Genomic DNA, 25,934 nt, shown 5'->3' with positions numbered 1-25,934 from the left:
TGTTCTTCTAGTTGGTATCTTTGACTATTAAGAAAACCAGAGCATAAATCAGATGTTGTCTGACCTATTCCTCTGGTTTTATTCATTATTTCAACTCTTGTCCATTCGTTTCGATTACTTGTTTGTACCAATTAAATGATTTTTTCTCATAGCGATTCATGGTACCTTCGCCATTATCATCTAGATCCACATAGATAAAACCATAGCGTTTGCTCATTTCACCTGTTGAAGCACTCACTAAATCAATACAGCCCCACGGTGTGTACCCTATTAAATCAACGCCATCTTTAATTGCATCTGACATAGCTTCAATGTGACGACGTAAATAATCAATTCGATAATCATCTTCTACATAAAAGTTTTCATCTACTTTATCGATTGCACCTAAGCCGTTTTCAACGATAAATAAAGGTTTTTGGTAACGATCATATAATTCATTCAATGCAATTCTTAAGCCTTCAGGGTCGATCTGCCAGCCCCATTCACTCGCTTCTAAGAATGGATTGCGTACGCCACCTAATAAGTTTCCAACTACAGTATCATCCTCTTCAACTGTTTCATTAACTGCTGAGGACATGTAGTAACTAAAGCCAATATAATCTACTGAATATGTTTTCATTAACTCTAAATCATCTGCACCGATTTCTAATTCTGAAACACCATATTTATCAAACATACGTTGTTGGTAAGCAGGATATTCACCGCGAACTTGAGCATCTGTACAATAGAAATTGAATTCTTGATTTTGAGCCAATGTCGCCATTTGATTCACTGGATTTGCATCGATACTATAAGTTGTTGCGTAAATGATCATACAACCAATTTGCATATCAGGATTGATGCCATGACCAATTTTCACAGCTTTAGCACTAGCCACAAATTGATTATGCCATGCTTGGAAAACATTTTGATAATCGCCTGCACCTGTTGCTTTGACCATTCCTTGACTTAGTGCTGGAAAATGAAACGCTGAATTGATTTCATTAAATGTCATCCAGTAGGTTACTTTTTTGCCATAGCGTGTTAAGACAACTGTTGCGTAATTTTCAAAGAAATCAATCATTTTACGATTTTTCCAACCACCATACTCTTTAGCTAAATGCAAAGGCATTTCATAGTGAGAAATCGTAATTACTGGTTCAATACCATGTTTCAAGCACTCATCGATTACTTGATCATAAAATTTCAGGCCTGCTTCATTGGGTGTAGTCTCATCTCCTTTAGGAAAGATTCTAGACCAAGCAATTGAAAAACGGTAACATTTAAAGCCCATTTTTGCAAATAATGCAATATCTTCTTTAAAGCGATGATAATGATCGATCCCGCGATGATTCGGATAAATGAATTTATCCGAATCGATTTCCCAATTAAATGTATCACTACCTAAAATTTGGAAACGTTGCTTGCCACCAGGCATTGCATCCGCAACTGATAAACCTTTACCATCTGAGCGATACGCACCCTCTAATTGATTCGCTGCCGTTGCACCACCCCATAAAAATCCATCTGGAAATACTGTTGTTTTAGTTGACATATCAATTCCTCCTTATTCTAAAAGCATTGAGGGCTCTATTCCCAAAACACTAGCCCTCTCAGCAAGTTAACCTAATAGTAAGTTGAGTCGCTTAGTATCGTCGAAAAATAGGAAAATAAGATGGTGACGATTTTAGTCACAGGCTGATTTTATCTTTTTTCCGAGATACTGACTCATGAAGCTAAATAACCGTAAAAGCGTAATGAGTCGCTTAGTATCGTCGAAAAATAGGAAAATAAGATGGTGACGATTTTAGTCACAAGCTGATTTTATCTTTTTTCCGAGATACTGACTCATGAAGCTAGATAACCGTAAAAGCGATTAAGTGAATTCAATTAACGTACAATCGCCAAGAAATCTTCACCATGTAAAACATCTGTTTGATCCATATCTAATACATCCAAATAATCACCACTATTTGTAACAACGATTGGTGTTACCACAGGATGTCCAGCTGCTTTGATTTTTTCAATATCAAATTTCACTAGCAAATCACCTTGTTTTACTTTGTCACCTTGTTTCACTACTAATTCGAATCCATCCCCATCCATTTCAACGGTATCCATCCCGATATGCATCAAAACTTCTGCACCATCTTCCGTTGTGATTCCAACTGCGTGTCCTGTTGGAAATAAGGTTGTGATTTCACCGTTAGCGGGAGCGTAAAGTTCGCCTACTGTTGGTTCGATGGCGATTCCTTTACCTAGAGCTCCTGATGAGAATACTTGGTCTTCGACTTTCTCTAAAGGAACAATCGTACCTGTAATTGGACTTGTTAAAACAATTCTATCATTATTATTTTGCGCTTTTGAGTTCGTTTCTTTTGGAGTTTCACTACCTGCTTCTGGTTTATCGTCAAATTTTAAAATAAATGTTAAAACAAAACCAATTACAAAAGCGATCACCGTTCCAATAACTGCTGCAACTAGACCAGAAGTATCTTTAGTATCTTGGGGAATAAATCCTGGTAAACTCAATAAGCTGATCAACCCAAAGACATAGTTTTGAACATGACTGAAACCGATAAAAGCGCCACCAACTGCACCACCGATACATGCAGCAATAAATGGTTTTTTAAGTGGTAATGTCACACCATAAACGGTTGGTTCTGTAATCCCAAAGATCGACGTAATTGTTGAAGACAACGCTAATCCTTTTAGTTTTACATTTTTTGTCATAAAGAATACAGCTAATGCCGCTCCTCCTTGTGATAATACAGCTGGTAAAAGCATTGGTGCCATTGTATCTATACCTGTAGCTGAAAGATTTAATAGCATGATTGGAACAAAGCCCCAATGCATACCAAACATAACGAACACTTGCCATAAACCACCCATAACTGCACCCGCAATAATTGGGCTAAATCCATAAATTCCATCATACCCTTTACCAAGCAAATCACCTAAAATGGTTCCGATTGGGCCAATTGCAATAAACGTAACAGGTGCCATCACAAGAAAAACAGCTAAAGGAACACAAATGATTTGTAAGAAAGATGGAATAACTTTCTTGAAGAAACGTTCAACATAACTTTGAACATATACTGCTAAAATAATTGGAATAACAGATGATGTATACGCACTTGCGCCGATAATCACTGGAATTCCAGCAAAACTTAGGGTTTGTCCAGCTAAAGCAGTAATACTAGGATGAACAAGTGCCATTGCAAGACAGACCGCTAAGAATTGGTTTGTTTTGAATTTCTTCGCAGCAGTAAACGCTAAAATAATCGGTAAGAAGGTAAAAATTCCGTCTGCAATCGCAAAGAGGACTACATAGATACCCGATTCGGCTGTTAGCCAGTTCAATGTTACTGCTAACGTCAAGAATCCTTTTAAAACCCCAGCTCCTGCCATCGCACCTAAGAAAGGTGTGAATATAGAAGAAATAATATCAATTAACTGGTTGAAAACATTTCCTTTAGGTCCTTCATTTTTTTCAGTATCATCCTCACCTAAACCACTATGTGCCATCAACTCTTTATACACATCACTTACATGGCTGCCGATAACGACTTGATATTGTCCGCCACTTCTAACAACTTGAATCACATCAGGATCTTGATTCAATTTTTCTGTTTCTGCTTTATCCTCATCTTTTAAGTTAAAACGTAGACGAGTTGCACAATGGACAACACTATTCACATTTTCTTCTCCACCAACTAGCGTTAAGACGCGCTCGGCGATTTCTTGATTTTTACTCATTTTATATGCCTCTTTTCTTTGATTTTTTATATAAAAAAACCTAAACTGAAAAAACAATAATCTACTATACTTACAAAGACGTAACTATAGATGAATCTCTTGTTTTTTCAATCTAGGTTTTGCCTGCTAAACAGTAACAATCCGCTTCGATTGAATGCTAATTTTTTATAAATCGATGTTACACTTTTTTTTCACCAGCAACGCGTTGGATATGGATCGTCAAATAAATTTGTTCTGCTTTGTCAACTGGCTTTTGATATTTTTGGACTAAATAATCATTGATTCTTTGTACTGATTGAAAGGCTTTAGGGTATTTGCTTTGAATCAACTCATAAAGAAAGTCATCTTCTTCATCGTGTGCTTCGTTTTGCAAGTACCGTTGAGCAAAATATTGTAAGTGGGTAACGATTCGTTGATAGTTCAATGAATCTTCATCAAATGGTTTCCCAAAATAACGACTAATGATCGTTAGAATATCTCTTACCATTTCAGTCGCAGACATTGTCACTTCTATATTTCCATTTGCCTGTTCACTGTTCACGATGTGAAAAGCAATAAAACCTGCTTCGCTTTCAGAGAAATCAATGTTCAGTTTTTCTTTAATCAGCGCTACGCCTTTTTTTGCAATAGCATATTCTTTAGGATAAAACTTTTTTGTTTCAAACATCAATGGATTCGGCATCTCTATTCCTTCTTTTGCCCTCATGATCGCGTAATGTACGTGATCAGTCAATGTCAAATAAATATTCGAAGAAAGTTCGATACCCAGTTCTTCTTCTGCCATATCCACGATTTTTTTAACAAGCTCTACTTCTTCTAACGGAATATCCGCAAATAATTGTTGGAACTGACCTGAAGTAATAGAATCTTTCAGAACAAATTCCTTTTCAATAAAAGTCGGATCGATCACATCGCCAATTTTTTTTTGAAAGGCTAGTCCTCGGCCCATGCAGACTATTTCTTCACCTGATTCATTTTTTGTCATAACGACATTGTTATTTAAAATTTTTTCAATATGCATGATGAACCTCACTTTTACAATTACAAACGAAAAAAACCTAGAATCCACCCCAACAAAATAATATGGAAGATTCAGGTTTTGCCTGCCGAACAGTAACAATCCTTATTACATGATTAGCATACCATCTTTCTACTTTATTTGCAACCCTTTTCAAAAACGAAATTTAAATGTATTTTTCATGAAACTTATCAAGAGTTGTCGAACTGTTTTCTAAATCACTTTTAAAAGCATTACAATCTATCCCGTAGTTTTAAAAAAAATTTAAAGGATTCGTTGTATGTCTAAATCCCTTTCTACTCCTGATTCTCAATCGCTTTACACTAAAAATAATCTACTACGTCAAAGCAGCTTAATAAAGTAAAAACATATCCTATCATTCGTTACAGCGGGCGGCATGAAACAACTTTCTAGGGCTTATTAGTAGCATAAAAACAGGTGTTCTACTACTGAATACTAGTTTTTTTATAGAAATTAAATAAAAACATTGATTTTCTTACTTTTTATTAGTAAAATAGTTTTTGTTTATAAATAATAATGATACTTAGGTATTTAAAGGAGACTTTACATGTCAAAATTACTTGTTGTTAAAGCGCACCCACTTACTAAAGAAGAATCTCGTTCTGTCCGCGCGTTAGAAACCTTTTTAGAAAGTTATCAAGCTCAAAATCCAGCTGATGAAATCGATGTACTTGATGTCTATGCTGATTTCGTTCCTGAAATAGATGAAGAGTTACTTTCCGGATGGGGTGCATTACGCACTGGTACTGAATTTACAGCTTTAAATGAAAGCCAACAAACAAAAGTTGCTCGCTTCAATGAATTAACGGATCAATTTTTAGGAGCTGACAAAGTAGTTATCGCAAACGCTCTATGGAATTTAAATGTTCCAACTCGCTTAAAAGCATGGGTTGATACAATCAATGTGGCTGGAAAAACATTTAAATATACTGAAGAAGGACCTAAACCTTTAACTACTGGTAAAAAAGCTTTACACATTCAATCGAATGGTGGCTTTTATGAAGGACAAGATTTTGCTTCCCAATATGTAAAAGGAATTTTAAACTTCATCGGTGTGGCTGAAGTTGATCAATTGTTTATCGAAGGAATCGATCACCATCCAGAAAAAGCTGAAGAATTATTAAGTGCAGCAATGGACCAAGCAACAACTTTAGGTAAAACATTCTAATAACAAAAAAGGGTGTGGCAAAAGGAAAAATCACTTTTGTTTCACACCTTAAAAATGAAAAAAAGAGGGTGGGATAGAAGCAATGCTTTCGGAAATAAGCTTCTATCCCGCCCTCTTTTTTCATTCTAATTTATTAAGTTCTTCTTCTTCGTGATATAAACTTGATACATCTTTATACCATTCGAATATATGCGTAATTATGACCTTAGCTGCGGCATAAACAGGTATTCCCAGAATGACTCCTACGACACCGAATAATTTCCCAGACGTCAACAGCACGACTAGAATCGTCACTGGATGGATATCTAACTGGCTACCTAATACTAACGGTGAGATTAGACGGCCTTCGATTGTCTGTTCAATAATAAAAACAACTAAAACTTTAGCCAATAATACTGGTCCGCCCACAATTCCTAAAAATACAGCTGGTACCATCGCTAGAAATGAACCTAGATATGGAATCAAATTCAAAAATCCAGCTGTTATTCCTAGCGTAATCGCATAATCGAGTCCGATAAATGAAAAACCTAGAATAAACATTACAGCAACTGCAAATGCTACTGTTAATTGCCCGCGTATATAAGAAGAAACTTGTGAGTTCACTTCACCTAATACTTTTAATGTGGGTTTTCGCATTTTATTCGGTAAAAACTTCATCAAATAAGGCGCTAATTGCTTCCCATCTTTTAAAAGGTAAAACAAAATAAATGGCATCGTGATAATCGCTACTACGATAGTCGCAACAGCTCCGACAAAGCTTCCTAATCCTTGGACCGTAAACGTAGAAATATTACGAATAATATCCCCTAAAGAACTGACCAGCTTATCGCCCATATCTTCTAACTGACTACGAAACTGCGCAAAGAAAGGTTCACTTAAAATTTCTTGCATTTTTTGATCGATCGTATCAATATATTGAGGAAAATGATTACCAAAACTAACAGTCTGTTCTTGAATTTTAGGAACAATCACTACAAGTCCCCAAATAATCAACGCTACGACGATGATAAACAGTCCGATAATACTCCAAATACGGGGTACTCGTTTTAGTTCAAGATAGTCGACGACAGGATTCATTAAATAATATAAAATGCCCGCCATGATCAATGGCAAGCCAACAACGCCAATAAACTGCCAAACTGGTTCAAATAAGTATGATACTTTTGTAAATACTAATAAAATTAGCAAAATCAATAGCACGATCAATAAGGTGGTTACAACTTGATTATTTAAAAACCAACGCCAAAACCAAGATAATCGTTTCTCTTTATTTTTCTCTTGTTCCATTCACTTACACTCCACGAGATATATATTCTATTGTTGAACCAACCTTGAGTGTTGGAAAGACTTTAGGCGTGAGGTATACCCCATTAACAATTGCATCCTCTTTTGGTACATCCGCAAAAACCAAGGTTACATGAGCAATGCTTTTTAAGTTATTATTTGCAAAAGATCCAACATAATCAATCGTGTACTCTTGGTCATCGATCTTTAGTAAATCCCCTTTTTTTACTTCTAAAGATTGATCTTCTTGAAATTTTTGAATCACAGAATATTCTTTTAAAGCCTCTGTGGCGCTCTCACCAAAAAGTATGATCATCGGTTCTTTTTCATCTAATGCTCGACTACCAATTTCAGTAATTACAGCTTTCATATATTTATCGCTCCTTCTTTCATTAATCAATCTTTATTATAACATATAACTTTTTTCTTATTCTATAATTCGGACTTTGAGCACCATGAAAAAAGACAAACAAGAATTCAAACATTCTGTCCATCTTTTGATCGTTGTAGAGAACTATAGTTAAAATGTGTTTAGATCTTTAAGAAAAAATCGTTACAGCTACTTGTCTTCTCCACCAGTTGATACATTGAGATACATCTGAAAAATGTAGATCGATGATATTCCCTTTGATTGCACCACCAGTATCACTTGCAATAGCCTCTCCATCCCCCTCGACATATAATTTTGTACCCAGTGGAATCACACTGGGTTCAACAGCAATTGCCCTTGGATCTACACGTAAATCTTGAGCTGTAGCAGTTAAATTGCCTCACCCTATAATCCTTCATTACTTGAATAAGCTGCGGCTTCCATCATCATGATTTGTCCCTCTGGTTTAACAGTTTCAGCTTCTGCTTTTTCCATGTTTAAAGGCTTTGTTTTCTGTTATTGAATAAATCAATGAACCCGATAAATTTTGTGCTGACTCTTCTGACACAACTGTGTAACTATCTAAGCTCTTGATTTCATTATTTTTATTCTCTGCAGCATAGACAGGAATGAGTGAGCCGTTAACAAAACAGGAACTGATAAATAAAATTGGTAACCATCGTTTCTTCATTCATTAGATCCTCCCTAAAATTCATACTAGAGCTATGATACCATGTCGTTGATCTTTGATGGCTACTATTCAATTAAGGATACGTTACAATCTGTTGGAAAGCGCTCCAAAACATGTTTTAAGAGAAATAGTTAAATTTTGTATCAATCAGGCCTGATATGACGGACTTTCTATTTTCTTTTTAGAAATGATATGAAATTTTTATTTAGCCTTATTTGTTATATTTTCAATAATAACGTATGTAAACGTTCTTAAAAGCCTTTATATTACAAAAATGTTGAAAGGAATTTATAGAACATCCATTATTTTAAACTGAGCAAAAAAAGCAACCCAAACAAATGTACGGTTTGGATTGCTTTTTAATATGGTCTACTTAAAAAAATCTAGAATATGAGTCCAAATTTCTTCTTTGAACACATCTTTTGGATTTCCTCCACCGACTACTCCGTAACCGATCATGGTGCCGGCTACAAATAAAATAATCACTAAAGAAATCACTACTAAAACTTTCAACAAAGTCACTATAATATAGCGTGTCGAACTCATATCTATTTCCCCTTTTAGCTAACTGTTGACAGTGTCTTTTCTGTCGCTTTTTCGTCGTTTACTCGTTCCACTTTTGCTCCTAATTTTTGAAGCTTTTCGTGGAATTTATAGTATCCGCGATCTAAATATTCTAGATGTGATACACGTGTAATACCTTGGGCACGTAATCCTACTAAGATCAACGCAGCAGCAGCACGTAAGTCAGTTGCTTCTACAGCAGCACCTTGTAATGCTTGACTACCATTAATAATAGCGATATTGCCGTCCATTTTCACATCAGCATTCATTCGCTGCATTTCTTCTAAGTGTTGGAAACGATTCTCAAAAACAGTCTCTGTTACAACACTTGAACCATCTGCAACCATTTGAATCGCAGTCATTTGTGCTTGCATATCTGTTGGAAAACCAGGATGCGGTAGTGTTTTAATATCAGTTGGTTTGATCACTTTAGGACCAATAACGCGTAAACCGCCTCTTTCTTCACGGATAACAGCGCCCATTTCGGTTAATTTAGAAATAAGTGGACGATTATGTTCAGGAATTGCTTCTTCGATCAAAACATCTCCTTCGGTCATCGCAGCTGCAACCATGAATGTACCGGCTTCAATACGATCTTGAACAATTGAATGTTCAACGGCATGAAGTTTATTCACCCCTTCGATACGCATCATTTCAGTACCCGCACCGACGATTTTGGCACCCATTTTATTTAGGATGTTCGCTAAATCTACGATTTCGGGTTCTCTCGCGACATTCTCAATCACGGTCGTACCTTTGGCTTTAACAGCCGCCATCATGATATTTTGAGTCGCCCCAACACTTGGGAAATCTAAATAAATCGTATTTCCGATCAATTCATCAGCAATCGCTTCAATGTAGCCATTTTTCTGAATGATCTTCGCACCTAACGCTTGGAAGCCTTTTAAGTGTAAATCGATTGGTCGCTTACCAATCGCACATCCACCAGGCATAGCAACTTTAGCATGGCCGTTGCGAGCCAATAAAGGACCCATGACAACAATCGATGCTCTCATTTGACTAACATACTCATAATTTGCTTCGATGCCTAAAGGTTGCGTTGCATCTATAGTGACTTGGTTATTTTCTTCATTAAATTCGATATCTACATTTAAGTGTTTGATTACTTGGTTCATTGTAAAGACATCAGAAAGAATCGGCACATTCGTTAATGTTGTTGTTCCTTCTTCTGCTAAAAGGGTAGCTGCTAAAATTGGTAATACTGCATTTTTAGCCCCTTCGATTTTCACAGTTCCTTTTAATTGGTTACCACCATGAACAATGATCTGTTCCATTTTGTTCCCCCCAAAAAAGTTAGAATTGGATGCTTCGACCCAAAATCTTTTCTATTATACCACTATTTAACAACAAATTGTATCTTTTCTTTTTATTTGTCAATCCTCATGGAAAAAATACACTAAATAAGTTACGGCATAACGCTAGAAACTCTAAGAAAAATGAGCTTACAGTGAAGCCGATAACTATTGAAAATAATACGATCAGTAAGCGTACTTGAGAGGTTTGATGTGTCTTAAAAAACTGCTCTATTCTGATAGATTGCATCGCCCAAAAGCTAACATAAATAAACATCATATGGCAGATGATTCGAATCACTGCATCAACACCAAAAAATTGCATAACTTTCTCCTTAATTAAAAAAAGTAGTGGGCTCATCTAACTTCGACTGAAAAAACAAAAACAGACTTGTGACGTTTTGGTCACAGGGATAGTTGCTATTTTTCTGAACGATTTCTTAAGCCTCATTAAGTAATATAAAGATAGTTTATCATAGATTGTCTCAAACAAAAAATAAAGATTCTTAACTTTTATATAAATAACATATGTATACTGTTTTTTTACTATAAGAGATGGCTGAGACAGCTCATTTTCGTTGTCTCAGCCAACCATAAATTTACGTATGTTTTGACACATTGATCCGATTGATTGCTCGGTGAAGTGCAACTGTTGCACGGCGTAATTCATCTGTGTTAGCATTTTCCTTCGCTTTTTCAATCATACGTTCAGCTCGTTGTTTAGCACGTTCTGCACGGCTTACATCGATATCTCTTTCACGTTCTGCACTATCGGCAATGATCGAAACGACATTATCACGAACTTCCATAATGCCGCCATTAACAGCAATCCAATCGACATGTGTATCAGAATCAGTTCTTTTTACGCGAACTTCATCAATCGCTAAAGGAACGATGATCGGTGCATGTTTAGGTAAGATACCAATTTCGCCATCTGTTGTTTTTGCAACAACAATCGCTGCATGATGATCATAAACTAATCCATCAGGAGTCACCACATTGACAGTTAAATAATCCATTTCTGTGTCTCCTCCTTTTAGTAGTTCAACGTTTTAGCTTTTTCTATAACATCTTCAATTCTACCAACGCTACGGAAAGCTTCTTCCGGTAAATCATCATATTTTCCATCAAGAATTTCTCTAAATCCTTTGACTGTATCAGCAACCGGAACGTACGATCCTGGTTGTCCTGTAAATTGTTCAGCTACGTTAAAGTTTTGTGATAAGAAGAACTGAATGCGACGGGCACGACCAACCAAGATTTTTTCTTGGTCAGACAATTCGTCCATCCCTAAAATGGCAATGATATCTTGTAATTCACGGTAACGTTGCAATACGTGCTGGACTTCTGTCGCTACAGCATAATGCTCGTCTCCCACAACTTCTGGTGCTAAAGCACTTGAAGAGGAGGCCAACGGATCCACCGCTGGGTAAATACCCATTTCAGTCAATCGACGTTCCAAGTTAGTTGTTGCATCTAAATGAGCGAATGCTGTTGCAGGAGCAGGGTCAGTATAGTCATCGGCTGGCACATAGATTGCTTGAATCGAAGTGATGGAGCCTTTTTTAGTAGACGTGATCCGCTCTTGTAATTGCCCCATCTCAGTTGCAAGTGTTGGTTGGTACCCAACCGCTGAAGGCATACGGCCTAATAAGGCAGAAACCTCAGAACCAGCTTGCGTGAAACGGAAAATATTATCAATGAACAATAACACATCTTGACCTTCAACATCACGGAAATATTCTGCAATTGTCAAACCAGTTAAAGCTACACGCATACGTGCACCAGGAGGTTCATTCATTTGTCCAAAAACCATGGCTGTTTTTTCAATAACACCAGAGTCTTTCATTTCAAAATAAAGGTCATTCCCCTCACGCGTTCTTTCACCAACACCGGTAAACACAGAGATACCACCATGTTCTTGGGCAATATTATGAATCAATTCTTGAATCAAAACGGTTTTACCAACACCGGCACCACCGAAAAGCCCAACTTTACCACCTTTTAAATAAGGTGCTAGTAAGTCGATCACTTTGATTCCTGTTTCTAAAATTTCATTACTTGTGCTTAATTCGTCGAAAGCTGGGGCTTTCTTATGGATACCGCTACGGACTGCATCTTCTGGAAATGGAGCTTCTAAGTCGATCGTATCACCCAAAACGTTGAATACACGACCCAATGTTTCTTTCCCAACTGGGACAGAGATCGGTTTTCCAGTATCGATAACTTCCATTCCTCGTTGAAGACCATCTGTGGACTCCATTGCGATTGAACGGATAATACCGTCACCTAATTCTAAAGCTACTTCTAAAACGACTTTTTGTTTTTCTTCGCCATTTTTGTAAACGACTAATGCATTGTTTATATCTGGTAAGGATTGATCTAGTGAAAATTCCACGTCAACAACGGGACCGATTACTTCAACAATCTTTCCTGAACTCATGTGTCTTTCCTCCATTTCGTTTGAAGAGGTATAAAAGTGTCGGGCTTTCGACATTTTATGCCCTAACGAGGTCGTGATAAAAACCTGTCTCCTTCTATTACTTCGTAAGAACTTCTTGCCCTATAGGCTCAAGTCTTGATTATTACTCTAACGCAGCTGCGCCAGCTACAATTTCGGTGATTTCTTGTGTAATCGCGCCTTGACGAGCTCGGTTATAAGAAATCGTCAAGTCACTAATAATATTTTGTGCATTATCAGTGGCGGTTTTCATTGCGGTCATCCCAGCAGCATGTTCTGCTGTTTTCGCATCAATTATTGCGCCATAGATCAAGCTTTCTGCATATTGAGGCAATAAATTATCTAAAATCGCTTCTTCTGAAGGTTCTAAAATATATTCCTGCTCATAGGTTGTTGCTTCGTCTGGATCTAAATCAGAAATCGGTAGCATTTTCTCTACACGAAATTGACTTGTTAGTGAATTGATATGGTGATTATAACAAACATACAACTCATCAAACACTTCATTTTCATACATACTTGTTGCTGTTGAAACAATTTTTCTAACTTCATCAAAACTTGGTTGATCACTTAAACCACGAAGTTCATATGCAACATTTATTCCACGTGCTTTAAAAAAATCTGCGCCAGTTCCGCCGATTGCAACCAAAACATACTCATCTTGCGATTCATGATCATCTGCCATCATTTTCATCGTTTGTTTCAAAATTGAACTATTATATCCGCCGACCAATCCTTTATCAGAGGTGATGACGATATAACCGGTTCTTTTAACTGGACGTGATGTCAGCATCATATGAAAGTTGCCATTTTCTGATGCTTCCCCAGAATTATATGAATCCAATTCTTCCAGATCACTTAATTGAGCAGCAACAAGATGCGTAACGATAGAACGGATTTTTGAGGCGTATTCTTGAAAGCTTCTAGAAGCCGCTTCTGATTTTGTCAATTTAGCACCAGAGACCATCTGCATGGCATTAGTAATTTGACTTGTTTTTTTAGTTGAAGCAATGCGTTGTTTGATTTCATTTAATGAAGCACCCAATTCTTGTCACCTCTCTTACGCATTTTGAATTGATTCAAGTGTATCTTTAGCTGTTGATCCTGTTAAATTAGCAGCATCAAAAATTTCTTTAAATTCGTTGATTGCAGCATCTAGGTCTTCTGATTTTGGCAAGTCTTTCGTTGTGCGGATCGTTTCAAATAATTCAGGATGTTTTCCATCTAAGAAGTCGAATAATTCTGATTCAAAATCCAGAATTTTAGCAACACTGATACTATCTAAAAATCCATGAGTTAACGCATATAAAATCACAACTTGTTTTTCTACAGCGAGTGGTGCGTGTAATTTTTGTTTTAAAATTTCAACTGTACGACGGCCTCGGTTTAATTTGGCTTGTGTTGCCGCATCTAAATCCGAACCAAATTGAGTAAATGCTTCTAATTCACGGTAGCTTGCTAAATCTAAACGAAGCGTACCTGCTACTTTTTTCATTGCTTTGATTTGAGCTGAACCACCAACACGTGATACTGAAAGACCGGCATCAACAGCTGGACGAGTCCCTGCATAAAACAAATCACTTTCTAAGAAAATTTGTCCATCAGTGATTGAAATAACGTTTGTTGGAATATAAGCTGAAATATCTCCGGCTTGGGTTTCAACAAATGGTAGGGCCGTCATTGAACCGCCACCTAATTCGTCACTTAATTTTGCCGCACGTTCTAGCAAACGAGAATGTAGATAGAACACGTCACCTGGGTAGGCTTCACGACCTGGAGGACGGCGTAATAGTAATGATAGTTCACGATAAGCTACCGCTTGTTTTGATAAATCATCAAAGATAATCAAAACATGTTTGCCGTTATACATGAATTCTTCACCCATCGCAGCTCCTGCATAAGGGGCAATGTATAGTAATGGCGCTGGTTGAGAGGCTCCTGCATTTACGATGATTGTATAATCAAGTGCACCATACGCTCTTAAAGTTTCAACTTGGTTACGTACAGTTGATTCTTTTTGACCAATCGCAACATAGATACAAATGACATCTTGCCCTTTTTGGTTGATGATTGTATCAATGGCAATAGATGTTTTACCTGTTTTACGGTCACCGATGACTAATTCACGTTGTCCACGGCCAATTGGTACTAATGCATCAATTGCTTTAAGACCTGTCTGCATTGGTTGATCGACCGATTTTCTTTGCATAACGCCTGGTGCTGCTGCTTCTACTGGACGAGTTTTCGTTGTCTTGATTTCGCCTAATCCATCGATTGGCTGACCTAACGGATTAACAACACGTCCAATCATTGCTTCACCAACTGGAACCTCCATGATTTTACCCGTACGTTTTACTTTATCGCCTTCTCGAATAGTCTCAAAATCACCTAAAATGATAATACCGACATCATTGGTTTCAAGATTTTGCGCCATTCCATATGAACCGTTAGAAAATTCAAGTAATTCTCCACTCATCGCATTTTCTAAGCCATGGGCACGAGCGATTCCATCCCCAACATATGTGACAGTCCCAATTTCTTCGACTGCTAATTCTTGTTGATAATTTTTGATTTGTTCCTTAATCAAGGCACTGATTTCTTCTGCTTTGATAGCCATTCAATTCACCTCTTTATTGTGCTGAACGTTATTTTAATAACAATTCTTGGATTCGTTGTAATTGTTTGTGGATACTACCGTCGATGACTTTATAATTGGCTTCTATGATGACTCCGCCAAGGATTTCAGGATCGATCAGATTGATTAAATTAGCTTGTTCGTACCCTAAAAGTTTTGCTGCTTCTTCTTCCATCAGTTGATGTTGTTCTTTGGTTAATGGAACTGCCGTCAAAGCTGTGCCTAAAAGCAAGCTCTTATGTTCATCATAACGTCTTTCATACTCATCGATCATCAATAATAAATCATTCATACGACTATAGTTATAAACAACGTATAAGAAGTTTTCTATTGTTCCTTCAAACCCGCTAACTAATTGTTTCATGATTTCATCTTTTTCGTATGGTTCAAGACGTACATCGCTTAAAATATCGCCTAATTCTGGAACTTCGTGAAAAATTTCTCTAAGTTTTAATAAGTCTTGATAAATGCTGTCGGCTTCTTGTTTTTCAATTGCCAATTCAAACAAAGCTTTACCGTAGCGTTTACCCACTGTGTACTTATCTAGCTTCATTTGACTTACCTAAACCTTCAATATAAGAATTGATCAATGAATCATGTGCATCTGGTGTCAATTCTTTGTTTAAAATTTTCTCTGCAATTTGTAGAGACAAACTCGCTACTTCATCTTTAACAGATGCCAATGCTTCTTCATGCTCTTGAGAAATGTCGAGACGCGCTTTTTCTCGTAAACGTGAAACTTCATCATTGGTTTCTGCTAAGATTTTTTGACGGTTTTGGTCTCCATTCTCTTTCGCATGTTTGATAATTTCTGCTGCTTCTGATTTAGAAGAAAGTAATTTTTGTTGACGTTCTTCTTGTAGTTTAGCAGCTGCGATTCGAGATTGTTCTGCAGAATCTAAATCGTTGGCAATTTTATCTTCACGTTTCTTTAACATATCAGTGATTGCTTCCCAAGCGAATTTCTTGATTAAAAGCATCAAAATTAGAAAAGCGCCACTTACGACAATCATTGTGCCAATTGTTGTACTTGGTCCTGCTTCACCGATTACTAAATGATCTAGCATGAAGTTTCAACTTCCTTTCTCTGCAATTCTCTGTGGTGGTTGGCTACTATTTTTTGTATAGCATAGTTTAGTCCACCTTATTTTTAGTGAAAATTGGTATTTCTTTTAAAATAGGTTACTGTTCATCATCAGCTCTGCCTTTTGGTTAGAACTTTGAAGTAAGCCTGATGTTTTTGGCAATCTTCTTTGTTTTTGGAAAAGCTTGGTGTTTCTTTTTTATAGGTTACTTCTCTCACTTCGTTCGCCAAGTACTGCTCATCATCAGCTCTGCCGAAGGCAGTCACAGTGATTCTCAACAATTCGCAGCAAAGAAAGCAGTAACGCGTGGCGTTTTAAAAACTCAGCGTCCTGCCTTCTAAAGGGATTATTTAAGCACTAATAGCAATGCAATAACTACACCTAGAATAGGAACCGCTTCGATTAGGGCTACCCCGATAAACATTGTTGTTCTAAGTTGTCCAGCCATTTCTGGTTGGCGTGTCATTGATTCGATTGTTTTTGAGATAACTTTTCCGTTACCATACGCTGCTCCGACTGCTGCTCCGAAAACTGCGATTGCTGCTGCAATATAATTTAATCCGTCCATTTTTGTTTTCCTCCTAAGAAATAGTTGTTTTTTTATTTAGTGTTTATTCTTCGACTTCAACTTTGTGAGCCATGTAAACCATCGATAGTGTTACGAATATAAATGCTTGAATCGCGCCGATAAAAAGTGAAAAGGCTAACCAGATCATTTCTAATGGTATTGCGAGCGGAATCGTCCAGAGTCCTACACTAGATACAAGTCCTGCAATCAATCCAAGTAATACTTCACCGGCAAAAATATTTCCGTATAAACGTAGCGCCAAAGTAAGCAAGTTCGTAAATTCTTCCATTAGCTTAATTGGCATTAGAAAAGATACTGGGCTTAAAAAGCTATTTCTGAAATATCCTTTTAGTCCAAAACGGCTAACACTGAAGAAATGTGTTAACGCAATCATGATCAATGCTAATGTCAACGTAACCATCGGATCGGCTGTTGGACTCTTCCAATACGTATAATCACCGATAGCGACTTTTGTCACTAAACCAATGATATTCGCAACCAAAACGAACATGAACATCGTGAATGCTAGTAGGTGAAAATTTGTTACTTCTTTACTTGGCATATTGTCGGTAATGATTCCTCGAACAAAATCAATAGCATACTCAATTACATTTTGTTTGCCTTTTGGTTTCATTTGAATATTCCTTGTGCAGAAATATACTATCCCAAAGACAATGACACATGTTAACAGAACCATTAAACAAATCGTTCCGTCAAACCAAATTGGCCCAATCTTGAAGAGTAGTGTCTTCTCTTCCAAATTATTTCACCTCTTTTCCAACAAACTTGCGAGAAGCTTACAAGGCTTCTATTTCTTAACCACACGTATCATACCACCAACGACGAATAATTTCAAAAAAATTTCATGAAAATTGGACACTTCTTTTAATATGACAAAATAGTAAAAGAATAAGGTCCAGTTAGTACTTGGCGGTACAATAGTCAGTTACTGAAAAAACGATGAAAACTCATCATTTCCATTACACTCTACCAAATTTTACACCTAAGATAAAGCAAAGAAAATAAATATGCGAAAAAGAATAAAATCAAGTTTAAAATGGTGTCATTTTATTCAAAAAATAAATCAATATGGATACATTAACGTAAATTATTTTTTAGTGTTCTGCTTATTTCACGATTGATTTCTTTTCGTTTCAAATCTTCTCGTTTATCGTATTGTTTTTTCCCTTTAGCTAGACCGATCAACACTTTAGCATACCCATTGCGGATATAAACTTTTAATGGAACGATTGTGATTCCGGTATTTTTTGTTTCAGCAATTAGTTTAGCTATTTGCTTTTTGTGCAGTAATAATTTTCTGGTCCGTAAAGGATCATGGTTGAAAATGTTTCCCTGCTCATAAGGACTGATGTGAACATTGAGCAGATATGCTTCGCCATTTCTAATTCTGGCAAAACCATCTTTTAAATTGATTCGCCCGTTTCGAATTGATTTTATTTCTGTTCCTTGTAGCACAATTCCAGCTTCCATTGTATCAACAACAGTATAGTCATGCCTTGCTTTACGATTTTGGGCAATCAGCTTGCCTTCCCCTTTTGGCATACCCATTCCTCCGTTTTCTATTTTTTCTTCTGTTTTTTCGTCTTTTTCTTTTTCGCTACTTCTTTATAAAATGGTTTTTTGCCTTTTTTCTTGTTTTTCTTTTGCGCAAAAGGTTTCTTATCTGTCTCTTTGCGATCAAACGTGCGTTTTCGGCGACCATCTTGGCGTTTCTTTTGTTTTGGTGCTTCAATTTTTTCGACTTCTTCGGCTTCTAAAAATTCAAAATCGATTTCTCTGGTTTCAGGATCGGCTTTGTCTACTTTGACTTTGACTTTTTGACCGATTTTTAAAGTCATTCCTGTTCGTTCCCCGACAAGAGCCATGTGGTTTTCAATAAAATGGAAATAGTCCTGCTTTAAATTATTGACGTGGATTAAGCCTTCGATTGTATTCGGTAATTCTACAAACAAACCAAAACGCGTCACTGAACTAATAATACCGTCATATTCTTCACCAATTTTATCAGCCATAAATTCAGCTTTTTTCATTGAGTCAACTTCACGTTCTGTTTCAACTGCTCGGCGTTCCATTCTTGAACTGTGGTCGGCAATATCTGGTAAGTCTTGCGCCCATTTTTCTTTTCGTTTTTCAGAGACTTTCCCCTCATAACTACGGATCAAGCGATGAACGATCAAATCCGGGTAACGACGGATTGGTGACGTAAAGTGCGTATAGTATTCTGCTGCTAAACCATAGTGACCATAGTTATCTTCTGAGTATCGTGCTTGTTGCATGCTCCGAAGTAACATTGTATTAATAACTGCTTCTTCTGGTTTGTCAGCGACTTGTTCTAAGACTCTTTGTAAGTCTTTTGGTGTAATATCCGTCTTGGTTCCTTTAACTAAAATACCTAATACCGCTGCAAAATCGAAGAATCGCTGCATTTTTTCTTCTTTTGGTTGTTCGTGGATCCGATAAATAAATGGTAATTTCAATTCATTGAAGTGCTTAGCAACTGTTTCATTCGCTGCTAACATAAAAGATTCAATCAAACGTTCTCCAACGCCACGTGTACGCAGTAAAATGTCATGGGGATGACCTTGTGGGTCCACTAAGACTTTAGCTTCACGATCCTCAAATGAAATTGCTCCACGTTTTTCTCGCATTTGCTCAAGAATTTGATGTAGTTCGCCCATTTCGTTAAACATCGTTACTAACTTTTTATAACGTTTCATTGTTTCTGGCTTTTGTTCTTCTAACATTTCATTGACAGCCGTATAGGTCATTCGTTCAGTCGTTTGGATCACACTTTGGAAGATATCATGATTGACAACATGTCCTTCAGGCGTTATCTCCATCTCACAGCTCATTGTAAGTCTTGGCACATTAGGATTCAGTGAGCAAATACCATTAGACAGACGTTGTGGAATCATCGGTACTACTCGATCAGTTAAATAAACACTCGTTCCTCGTTCATATGCTTCTTGATCCAATTCGCTGCCTTCAGTGACATAATAAGAAACATCTGCAATATGCACGCCTAAGAAATAATTGCCGTTGTCTAATTTACGGACTGTCACTGCATCATCTAAATCTTTAGCGTCTTCCCCATCAATCGTGACGATCATTTGATCACGTAAATCTCTGCGACCTTCCATATCCGCTTCTGAAATAGTGTCTGGTACTTGGTCTGCTTCAGCGATTACTTCATCAGGAAAACTTGTTGGAATACCATGAGCTACGACAATCGACAAAATATCCATGCCTGGATCATTTTTGTGACCGACTACTTTTTTAACGATCCCTTCTAAACTCTTCGGGTATTCTTTTTCAGGATAGTGGGTCACTTCTACAATCACGATACTACCATCAACAGGTTTGATTCCTTGTGCTGCAATATTAAACGTTAAACCTGTCATTTTTTTATCTTTGGGCACAGCATATCCATATAGATCTGATTCGCTTACTTCTTTTTCATCATAAGCGACAAATTCGCCAACGACTTGTGTGATTGCACGTGTTTTGATTTCTACTATTTTTCCTTCAGCCCCTCGATCTGAAAAAGCATCTGCTGGCTGGACGATGTCGATGACAACAATATCGCCATCCATTGCAAAGTTAACAGCTTCTTTTGGAATATAGACATCTGCTTCTTCAGGGTCGATGGTCACAAACCCAAACCCTCGTTCATTCGCACGAAACGTCCCTTCGATATCTCCATTTTTTTGCGGTAAACGAATTTTTCCTTTTTTATTGAATTCTACTAATTTTTCGCGTTCCATTGTTGCAACAGTTTGAACCAACAGCTTAAAATCTGAGCTCTTTTGCAGTTGCAAGCCTTCTGCAATTTCTTCCATGGAAAAGCTTTTTTTTGTATGGTTTTCCATAAAAGATAGGATTCTTTCCTTGATTGTTTGTTTTGTCATTCTTTCTCCTCATTCCAAGACAATGTATTTAAAAATGCCATCACGTCTTGTTCTAATTGTTTATGATCTGGTCCAATTGTCAGCACATGTCCGCTATTTGGATACCAGTTTAATGTAAATCGTGTTTGGGTCAACGCTTGAGCTGTCTGATAGACCCCATGTGGGTCAATCATTTCATCACTTCCAGCTTGGGCCATAAAAACAGGAACTTTAACTTGTCCCAGATTATTTGCTGTTCGTTCTGAAAAAGATTGAATGTCTTTTAATTGAGCGAATGATGCATCTTTGATTTTAACCATTCGCTCTGCTCGTTCTTCCGCTGAGACACCAGCTGTTTTTAGCACCTTATCAGCGTAAAGGACAAAATTTTCTGGCACCTTATTTTTGACTGGGAAAATGGGTGAGCAGAAAAAGCCTCCACCGATAATGCCTTCTACTTGGCTTGTCAATGCACTCATCGTAAAAATACCACCCATTGAAAGACCAAAGACAGCAATTTGCTGGTACCCTTTATCTTTTAAAAACTGCACGGCATCTCGTGTATCTTGCCACCAATCATTCGTATTTTTTTCCAAAATATCCTCTGGTGCCATGGTTGCGTGCCCAGAAAAATTAGGAGAATATACGGTATAATTTTCTTTCTCTAAAAAACGGCTCAACATCCGAACATCGTTACTACTTCCTGAATAAGCGTGCAACAGTAACACTGCACGGGAACCATTTTGCGTAAATAATGGTTTAGGTAGACTTATTGTTTTCACTATCTGATTCACCTCATTCTCATTTTAGCACATTATTCATTGAAAACCTTGTGAAAAGAAAGTTCTTGCAAGAACTTTTCAGAGCTCGCATCCATTTTTTTAATCAAAGAAAAAAGAGCCTAGGACATAACTAAAAAGGTTATGTTTCAGGCTCTTAGTAACCGAATAAACGGTGGGCGCAGAAGCAACTCCTTCGGAAATAAGCCGAAATTCACAAAAATTTGAAGAGCAATTTTCGTAAATTCCTTCTTATTTCTCGGAGTTAAATACTTCTGTCCCAACCTCTTCAAAGGTCTTACTTTGATGATAATAATACTAAAATAAATAATAGTAACATCCAAACAGCACCAATAATTGCTGTTGCGCGTTGCATAACAGCTTCAAATCCACGTGCTTTTTGTTTACCGAAAAGTTTATCTGCGCCACCTGTAAAAGCACTTGCTGCACTGTTTTGTTTACTTGGTTGCATCATAACGGCAATAACCATCACTACTGATAGAATGATTACAAGTGTTAAAATAAAATTATACATAGTTTAATTCTCCCTTATTCACAAAATACATCTACTATACTTTAGCATATTTTTAATTCAAATACCAGTTCAATTTGAATTCCTTTGATTTTTTTCATCTAAATTGTATGAAAAAACGATCTGTACTTCTTCTTTCAGTACAGATCACATTTTCTATGTTCTTAGAACATCATGGTACTCAGTTTTCTCATCAAACTCTTTTTTGGCAAATGGACATAGCGGAATGATTTTCTTTCCTTCACGACGCGCTTTCTCTACTCCGTTGAAGACTAACTTCTCGGCTAACTTTTGACCTCTATAAGCTGGGTCTACAAACGTGTGATCAATGATCATCATTTTATCTCCGGCATTTGACCATGTCATTTCACCGATTTCTTTGTTGTCGTCATTTAACAATACAAAACGATCTTGTTCTTCTCTGATTTCCATCTTTATTTTCCATCCTTTCGAATGTACTTTAAGGCGCCACTTGGACAGGTATTGATTACACGAATATTTTCTTCAATACCAGCATTGTCAGCAATGATCCACGGTCTGCGCCCTACTTCAAAAACATCTGGATTACCCAAAACACAGTTCCCAATATGAGCGCAAATATCTTTACTATAATAAATATCCAGCTCTTCTCCTAAATATTTACGATAGCCTTGGGCTAAAAGCATTTCTTCTGTTACTGGTTTATCCTTTATTTTGCTACCATCCATGATAGTTCCTCCTTTTTTTCTGAAAGAAACCAATTCGTTCTTTCGTAAAAATGTTGTCTTAAATGACCCTTTTTTTCTTCTTGATTCTTCTATTTTCTTTCCTTTTCTCAACTTCATATATCGCTCTTGTCATAAATAAGGAGATATAGTTAAAGATAGAACGGCTACCTAGAATCAGTGGTAGATAGAAAAGAACATTTCTTGTAAAGAGTGATGTCAACATAAAGAAATCACCAAAGAATAAGAAACACGCAAGAAATGCGACCAATAAAAGCCCAATCATGATTTGTTTTTTCAAATCCAATGGCCGAGCAGCTCTAAGTAACACTTGAAAACCGATACATCCTGTCAACAGCACACACATTGTAGATACATCTTGATGCGATAAATTAAACCACATTCCAGCAAGTTGCAATATTAAAATATTAAAAACTACTGTCAGTGCTCCTGGAACCGAAATTCGCAGTATATTGGTTAAAAAATGGCCTTTGATTCGCTGATAATTCGGCTCTAATGCTAAAATAAACGATGGAATTCCAACGGTTAAGGTGTTGATTGGTGTTAATTGTAACGGCGCAAATGGATATGGCAAGAATAAAAAGATAAATGTTACTGCAAGAATCGCAGAATAGATTGTTTTTACCATATACATTGAAGCAACTCGTTCAATGTTATTGATCACTCTACGACCTTCATTCAACACTTGAATCATTGAACTAAAATCAGAATTCAATAATACCACATCAGAAACTGCACGAGCAGCATCACTTCCACTAGCCATTGCTACACTGACATCTGCTTCTCTTAATGAAAGAATATCATTAACACCATCACCGGTCATACATGTTGTATGTCCATTTTGTTTCAAAGCTTGAATCAATTCTCTTTTTTGATAAGGTGTCACTCGCCCAAAAACGGTCGTATTTTCGACTAATTCATTAAAGTTTGCCGAATCAGGAATCGTGCTCATATCAACAAACTTTTCTGCTCCAGTGATTCCTGCTTGTTTCGCTATTTGTGATACAGTAACCGGATTATCACCTGAAATGACTTTTAGCGTTACATCTTGTTTTACAAAATAAGAGAATGTATCCACAGCATTTTCACGAATCGTATCCGCAATGATAAAAATGGCCACCGTCTCTTTTTCTTCCGGTAATGTTGGACTTGTGAGTTCTTCTGAAAAATGAACCAAAATTAGGACACGATCTCCTTGCTCATTATAGGGCGCTAGTTTTTCTCGTAACGCTTCAGGGACGTCCGAGTAAATAAATTCTGGTGCTCCCATAACAAATGATCCTTTTTCTTCAAATGTCACACCGCTCCATTTTCGATCTGAAGAAAATGGAATGACTTCTTTGACGTTCCACACAGATTTTCCAAGTGGAAACCTTGTTCTGAGTACTTTAGCTGTAGCATTTTGATCTGATAACCCTGCCATCATTTCGCTCATAGCACGCTCGATTTCACTTGCTGGAAATCCAGCTTGAGGAATCAGTTCTTTAAATGTTAAGGTGCCATCTGTAATAGTTCCTGTTTTATCCAAACAAATCGTGTCCACGCGCGCCAGTGTTTCAATACAAGACAAGCGTTGTATCAATGTTTGTTTTCTAGCTAAATTGGCTGCGCCGACAGCAAATGCCACACTTGTCAACAGCATCAACCCTTCTGGGATCATACTGATCAACGCCCCAGAAACACCTAAAACGGATTTTGGAAAAGATTGAGTGGATTGATATTGTGACCAGAATAATAGCAACCCAATCGGAATAATAGCAAAGGTTAATCCTTTGATCAAAAGATTGAGTGAATTCATCAATTCAGATGTCGAACGTTTCTCTGTTTTTGCTTCTTTGGATAACTTAGAAACAAAATTATCTTCGCCGACAGCGTTGATCTTTACAAAACCTAACCCTGAGGTAATAAAACTTCCACTCATGATTTTATCACCGTTTTGTTTCGTGATTTTATCTGATTCCCCAGTCAATAAAGATTCATCGACCTCCATACCATTTGCATGAAGTACGATACCGTCAGAAGGAACTTGATTTCCTAAAGTTAAGACTAGCACATCCCCCAAAACAATTTCGTCTTGAAAAATTTTAACCAGCTTGTTTTCTCTTAAAGCCATTACTTCCGTTTTATTTACGATAGACAATTTATCGATTGTTTTCTTTGCATGGATTTCTTGAATAACACCAATTGCTGTGTTGATAATAATGATCCAAAAAAATAGCGCATTTTTAGGATAACCTACTGCAAAAACTGCCACTGCTAAGAACAAGTTAATAAAATTGAATAATGTCAACGAGTTATCTAAAATAATTTGTTTTGTAGTTCTAGATAGATCTTCCACTTCTTTATTGGTCTTACCTTCAGTATAAAGTTGTTGTACTTCTTGATTGGACAGCCCTTTAATATCGGCTGGTATCCGAATATCACTATCATCGATTTTTGGTGCGTTTTCTTCAGACGAAGAAAACGCTACTTTATCTATCTCTCTTTTTTTCCTAAACAATTTTTTCATCTTTTCAATCACCTTCTTATTCCTTTAGTTAGTACAATTGTAGAATAGTTTATCCACTATTTCAGATAACTAGTTTAATTTTACACTTTTTTTAACCATTTGAACAAAATGAAGGCATGTTAATTTGATTTTAGATGTAAAAAAAGGAAAGACTCCATTTTAGTCTTTCCTTTCACTCCATATTAGAGTGAGACACATAAAACATGGTGAACAATTTATGTATCTTAATTTCAATCCACTCACTCCATATTAGAGTGAGACTCGACACCAAGTAATTGCTGATAGTCAGATATAAAGAAATTTCAATCCACTCACTCCATATTAGAGTGAGACAAAACAATATTGATGGTTTGTTTTATTGGATAAAATTTCAATCCACTCACTCCATATTAGAGTGAGACCGTTTTTTTGGTTTAACGTTTGCAGTTTGCGTTATTTCAATCCACTCACTCCATATTAGAGTGAGACCTAATATTACTTACGCTATCTAGTATTTTTTCTCCATTTCAATCCACTCACTCCATATTAGAGTGAGACGTTTTCGGCGTACGCAACCATTTGATCC

25 protein-coding genes, 1 pseudogene and 1 CRISPR repeat array (1 of these 27 only partly in view) are annotated in these 25,934 nt (G+C 36.9%); of the genes and pseudogenes, 2 read left to right on the top strand and 24 right to left on the bottom strand.

Translation table 11 applies throughout. From position 1 onward, the window contains the following. Positions 1-85 precede the first annotated feature (85 nt). The 3 genes from IGJ34_RS05405 to licT all read right to left on the bottom strand — a co-directional run bounded on the left by IGJ34_RS05405 (position 86) and on the right by licT (position 4,759). Complete coding sequence (locus IGJ34_RS05405; protein WP_430598302.1) at positions 86-1,534, bottom strand: glycoside hydrolase family 1 protein; 1,449 nt, start codon at positions 1,532-1,534, stop codon at positions 86-88. 335 nt (positions 1,535-1,869) lie between these two features. Continuing rightward, entirely contained in the window at positions 1,870-3,738 is a 1,869-nt protein-coding gene (locus tag IGJ34_RS05400) for a beta-glucoside-specific PTS transporter subunit IIABC (RefSeq protein WP_206836168.1), read from the bottom strand. Between the two features lie 178 nt (positions 3,739-3,916). Further along, the gene (gene licT, locus IGJ34_RS05395) at positions 3,917-4,759 is read right to left on the bottom strand and encodes a BglG family transcription antiterminator LicT (protein WP_430598301.1); all 843 of its coding nucleotides are present in this window, start codon (positions 4,757-4,759) and stop codon (positions 3,917-3,919) included. A 565-nt stretch (positions 4,760-5,324) separates the two neighbouring features. On the opposite strand from licT, the gene IGJ34_RS05390 reads away from it, so the two are divergent. Further along, positions 5,325-5,945 carry an FMN-dependent NADH-azoreductase gene (locus IGJ34_RS05390; RefSeq protein WP_430598300.1) on the top strand — a complete coding sequence of 207 codons (621 nt, stop codon included), beginning with the start codon at positions 5,325-5,327 and terminating at the stop codon, positions 5,943-5,945. A gap of 120 nt (positions 5,946-6,065) precedes the next feature. On the opposite strand, the gene IGJ34_RS05385 is transcribed toward IGJ34_RS05390, so the two are convergent. The 12 genes and pseudogenes from IGJ34_RS05385 to atpF form a co-directional block, all read right to left on the bottom strand. Next, positions 6,066-7,232: an AI-2E family transporter gene (locus IGJ34_RS05385; protein ID WP_069654645.1), complete on the bottom strand. Its 1,167-nt coding sequence runs from the start codon at positions 7,230-7,232 to the stop codon at positions 6,066-6,068. 4 nt (positions 7,233-7,236) lie between these two features. Beyond that, positions 7,237-7,599: a PTS glucitol/sorbitol transporter subunit IIA gene (locus tag IGJ34_RS05380; RefSeq protein ID WP_069654646.1), complete on the bottom strand. Its 363-nt coding sequence runs from the start codon at positions 7,597-7,599 to the stop codon at positions 7,237-7,239. 169 nt (positions 7,600-7,768) lie between these two features. Next, positions 7,769-8,290 (bottom strand): annotated as a pseudogene (locus tag IGJ34_RS05375) (3D domain-containing protein). 369 nt (positions 8,291-8,659) lie between these two features. Continuing rightward, positions 8,660-8,836 (bottom strand): DNA-directed RNA polymerase subunit beta, encoded by a 177-nt coding sequence (locus IGJ34_RS05370; protein WP_069654647.1) that lies wholly within the window; start codon positions 8,834-8,836, stop codon positions 8,660-8,662. Between the two features lie 14 nt (positions 8,837-8,850). Continuing rightward, positions 8,851-10,149, bottom strand: coding sequence for a UDP-N-acetylglucosamine 1-carboxyvinyltransferase (gene murA / locus IGJ34_RS05365; protein WP_069654648.1), 1,299 nt, complete (start codon positions 10,147-10,149; stop codon positions 8,851-8,853). 106 nt (positions 10,150-10,255) lie between these two features. Then, positions 10,256-10,492, bottom strand: a complete 237-nt coding sequence (locus IGJ34_RS05360; protein WP_069654649.1) for a DUF1146 family protein — start codon at positions 10,490-10,492, stop codon at positions 10,256-10,258. Positions 10,493-10,766: 274 nt separating this feature from the next. Beyond that, entirely contained in the window at positions 10,767-11,186 is a 420-nt protein-coding gene (locus IGJ34_RS05355; protein WP_069654650.1) for a F0F1 ATP synthase subunit epsilon, read from the bottom strand. 17 nt (positions 11,187-11,203) lie between these two features. Continuing rightward, positions 11,204-12,610, bottom strand: coding sequence for a F0F1 ATP synthase subunit beta (gene atpD, locus IGJ34_RS05350; RefSeq protein ID WP_069654651.1), 1,407 nt, complete (start codon positions 12,608-12,610; stop codon positions 11,204-11,206). Between the two features lie 142 nt (positions 12,611-12,752). Then, positions 12,753-13,673 (bottom strand): F0F1 ATP synthase subunit gamma, encoded by a 921-nt coding sequence (locus IGJ34_RS05345; RefSeq protein ID WP_069654652.1) that lies wholly within the window; start codon positions 13,671-13,673, stop codon positions 12,753-12,755. Positions 13,674-13,688: 15 nt separating this feature from the next. Beyond that, on the bottom strand, positions 13,689-15,245 hold the full coding sequence (gene atpA, locus IGJ34_RS05340) for a F0F1 ATP synthase subunit alpha (RefSeq protein ID WP_111247974.1): 1,557 nt from the start codon (positions 15,243-15,245) through the stop codon (positions 13,689-13,691). A 28-nt stretch (positions 15,246-15,273) separates the two neighbouring features. Beyond that, complete coding sequence (atpH, locus tag IGJ34_RS05335) at positions 15,274-15,816, bottom strand: ATP synthase F1 subunit delta (RefSeq protein ID WP_430598299.1); 543 nt, start codon at positions 15,814-15,816, stop codon at positions 15,274-15,276. Further along, a complete protein-coding gene (gene atpF, locus IGJ34_RS05330; protein WP_069654655.1) occupies positions 15,803-16,330 on the bottom strand; it encodes a F0F1 ATP synthase subunit B in 528 nt (175 codons plus the stop codon). Before atpF ends, atpH begins: the two co-directional genes overlap by 14 nt. A 167-nt stretch (positions 16,331-16,497) precedes the next feature. Between atpF and IGJ34_RS05325 the strand changes: the two genes are divergently transcribed. Next, positions 16,498-16,689, top strand: a complete 192-nt coding sequence (locus IGJ34_RS05325; RefSeq protein ID WP_430598298.1) for a hypothetical protein — start codon at positions 16,498-16,500, stop codon at positions 16,687-16,689. A 5-nt stretch (positions 16,690-16,694) separates the two neighbouring features. On the opposite strand, the gene atpE is transcribed toward IGJ34_RS05325, so the two are convergent. From atpE to IGJ34_RS05280, 9 genes are all read right to left on the bottom strand, one after another. Then, positions 16,695-16,916: a F0F1 ATP synthase subunit C gene (atpE, locus tag IGJ34_RS05320; protein WP_069654656.1), complete on the bottom strand. Its 222-nt coding sequence runs from the start codon at positions 16,914-16,916 to the stop codon at positions 16,695-16,697. A 43-nt stretch (positions 16,917-16,959) separates the two neighbouring features. Continuing rightward, on the bottom strand, positions 16,960-17,676 hold the full coding sequence (gene atpB, locus IGJ34_RS05315; RefSeq protein ID WP_111247976.1) for a F0F1 ATP synthase subunit A: 717 nt from the start codon (positions 17,674-17,676) through the stop codon (positions 16,960-16,962). A 338-nt stretch (positions 17,677-18,014) separates the two neighbouring features. Next, positions 18,015-18,479 carry an SsrA-binding protein SmpB gene (smpB, locus tag IGJ34_RS05310; protein WP_010765521.1) on the bottom strand — a complete coding sequence of 155 codons (465 nt, stop codon included), beginning with the start codon at positions 18,477-18,479 and terminating at the stop codon, positions 18,015-18,017. A 17-nt stretch (positions 18,480-18,496) separates the two neighbouring features. Further along, on the bottom strand, positions 18,497-20,845 hold the full coding sequence (gene rnr, locus IGJ34_RS05305; RefSeq protein ID WP_069654658.1) for a ribonuclease R: 2,349 nt from the start codon (positions 20,843-20,845) through the stop codon (positions 18,497-18,499). Further along, positions 20,842-21,609, bottom strand: a complete 768-nt coding sequence (locus IGJ34_RS05300; RefSeq protein WP_422851511.1) for an alpha/beta hydrolase — start codon at positions 21,607-21,609, stop codon at positions 20,842-20,844. Before IGJ34_RS05300 ends, rnr begins: the two co-directional genes overlap by 4 nt. A gap of 292 nt (positions 21,610-21,901) precedes the next feature. Next, positions 21,902-22,138, bottom strand: a complete 237-nt coding sequence (secG, locus tag IGJ34_RS05295) for a preprotein translocase subunit SecG (RefSeq protein ID WP_010765524.1) — start codon at positions 22,136-22,138, stop codon at positions 21,902-21,904. A gap of 153 nt (positions 22,139-22,291) precedes the next feature. Further along, positions 22,292-22,567: a GNAT family N-acetyltransferase gene (locus IGJ34_RS05290; RefSeq protein ID WP_111247979.1), complete on the bottom strand. Its 276-nt coding sequence runs from the start codon at positions 22,565-22,567 to the stop codon at positions 22,292-22,294. Positions 22,568-22,569: 2 nt separating this feature from the next. Beyond that, the gene (locus IGJ34_RS05285; RefSeq protein WP_069654660.1) at positions 22,570-22,842 is read right to left on the bottom strand and encodes a (4Fe-4S)-binding protein; all 273 of its coding nucleotides are present in this window, start codon (positions 22,840-22,842) and stop codon (positions 22,570-22,572) included. A 58-nt stretch (positions 22,843-22,900) separates the two neighbouring features. Then, positions 22,901-25,369: an HAD-IC family P-type ATPase gene (locus tag IGJ34_RS05280; RefSeq protein WP_430598297.1), complete on the bottom strand. Its 2,469-nt coding sequence runs from the start codon at positions 25,367-25,369 to the stop codon at positions 22,901-22,903. 227 nt (positions 25,370-25,596) lie between these two features. Beyond that, positions 25,597-25,934: a CRISPR direct-repeat array (repeat unit 34 nt; unit sequence ATTTCAATCCACTCACTCCATATTAGAGTGAGAC) (it continues 41 nt past the right edge of the window).

The sequence above is a fragment of the Enterococcus sp. AZ177 genome, assembly GCF_050544585.1.
Lineage (GTDB): Bacteria > Bacillota > Bacilli > Lactobacillales > Enterococcaceae > Enterococcus_L > Enterococcus_L plantarum.
The sequence above is the reverse complement of the archived record's forward strand: the minus strand, read 5'-3'. Positions and strand labels throughout refer to the sequence as shown.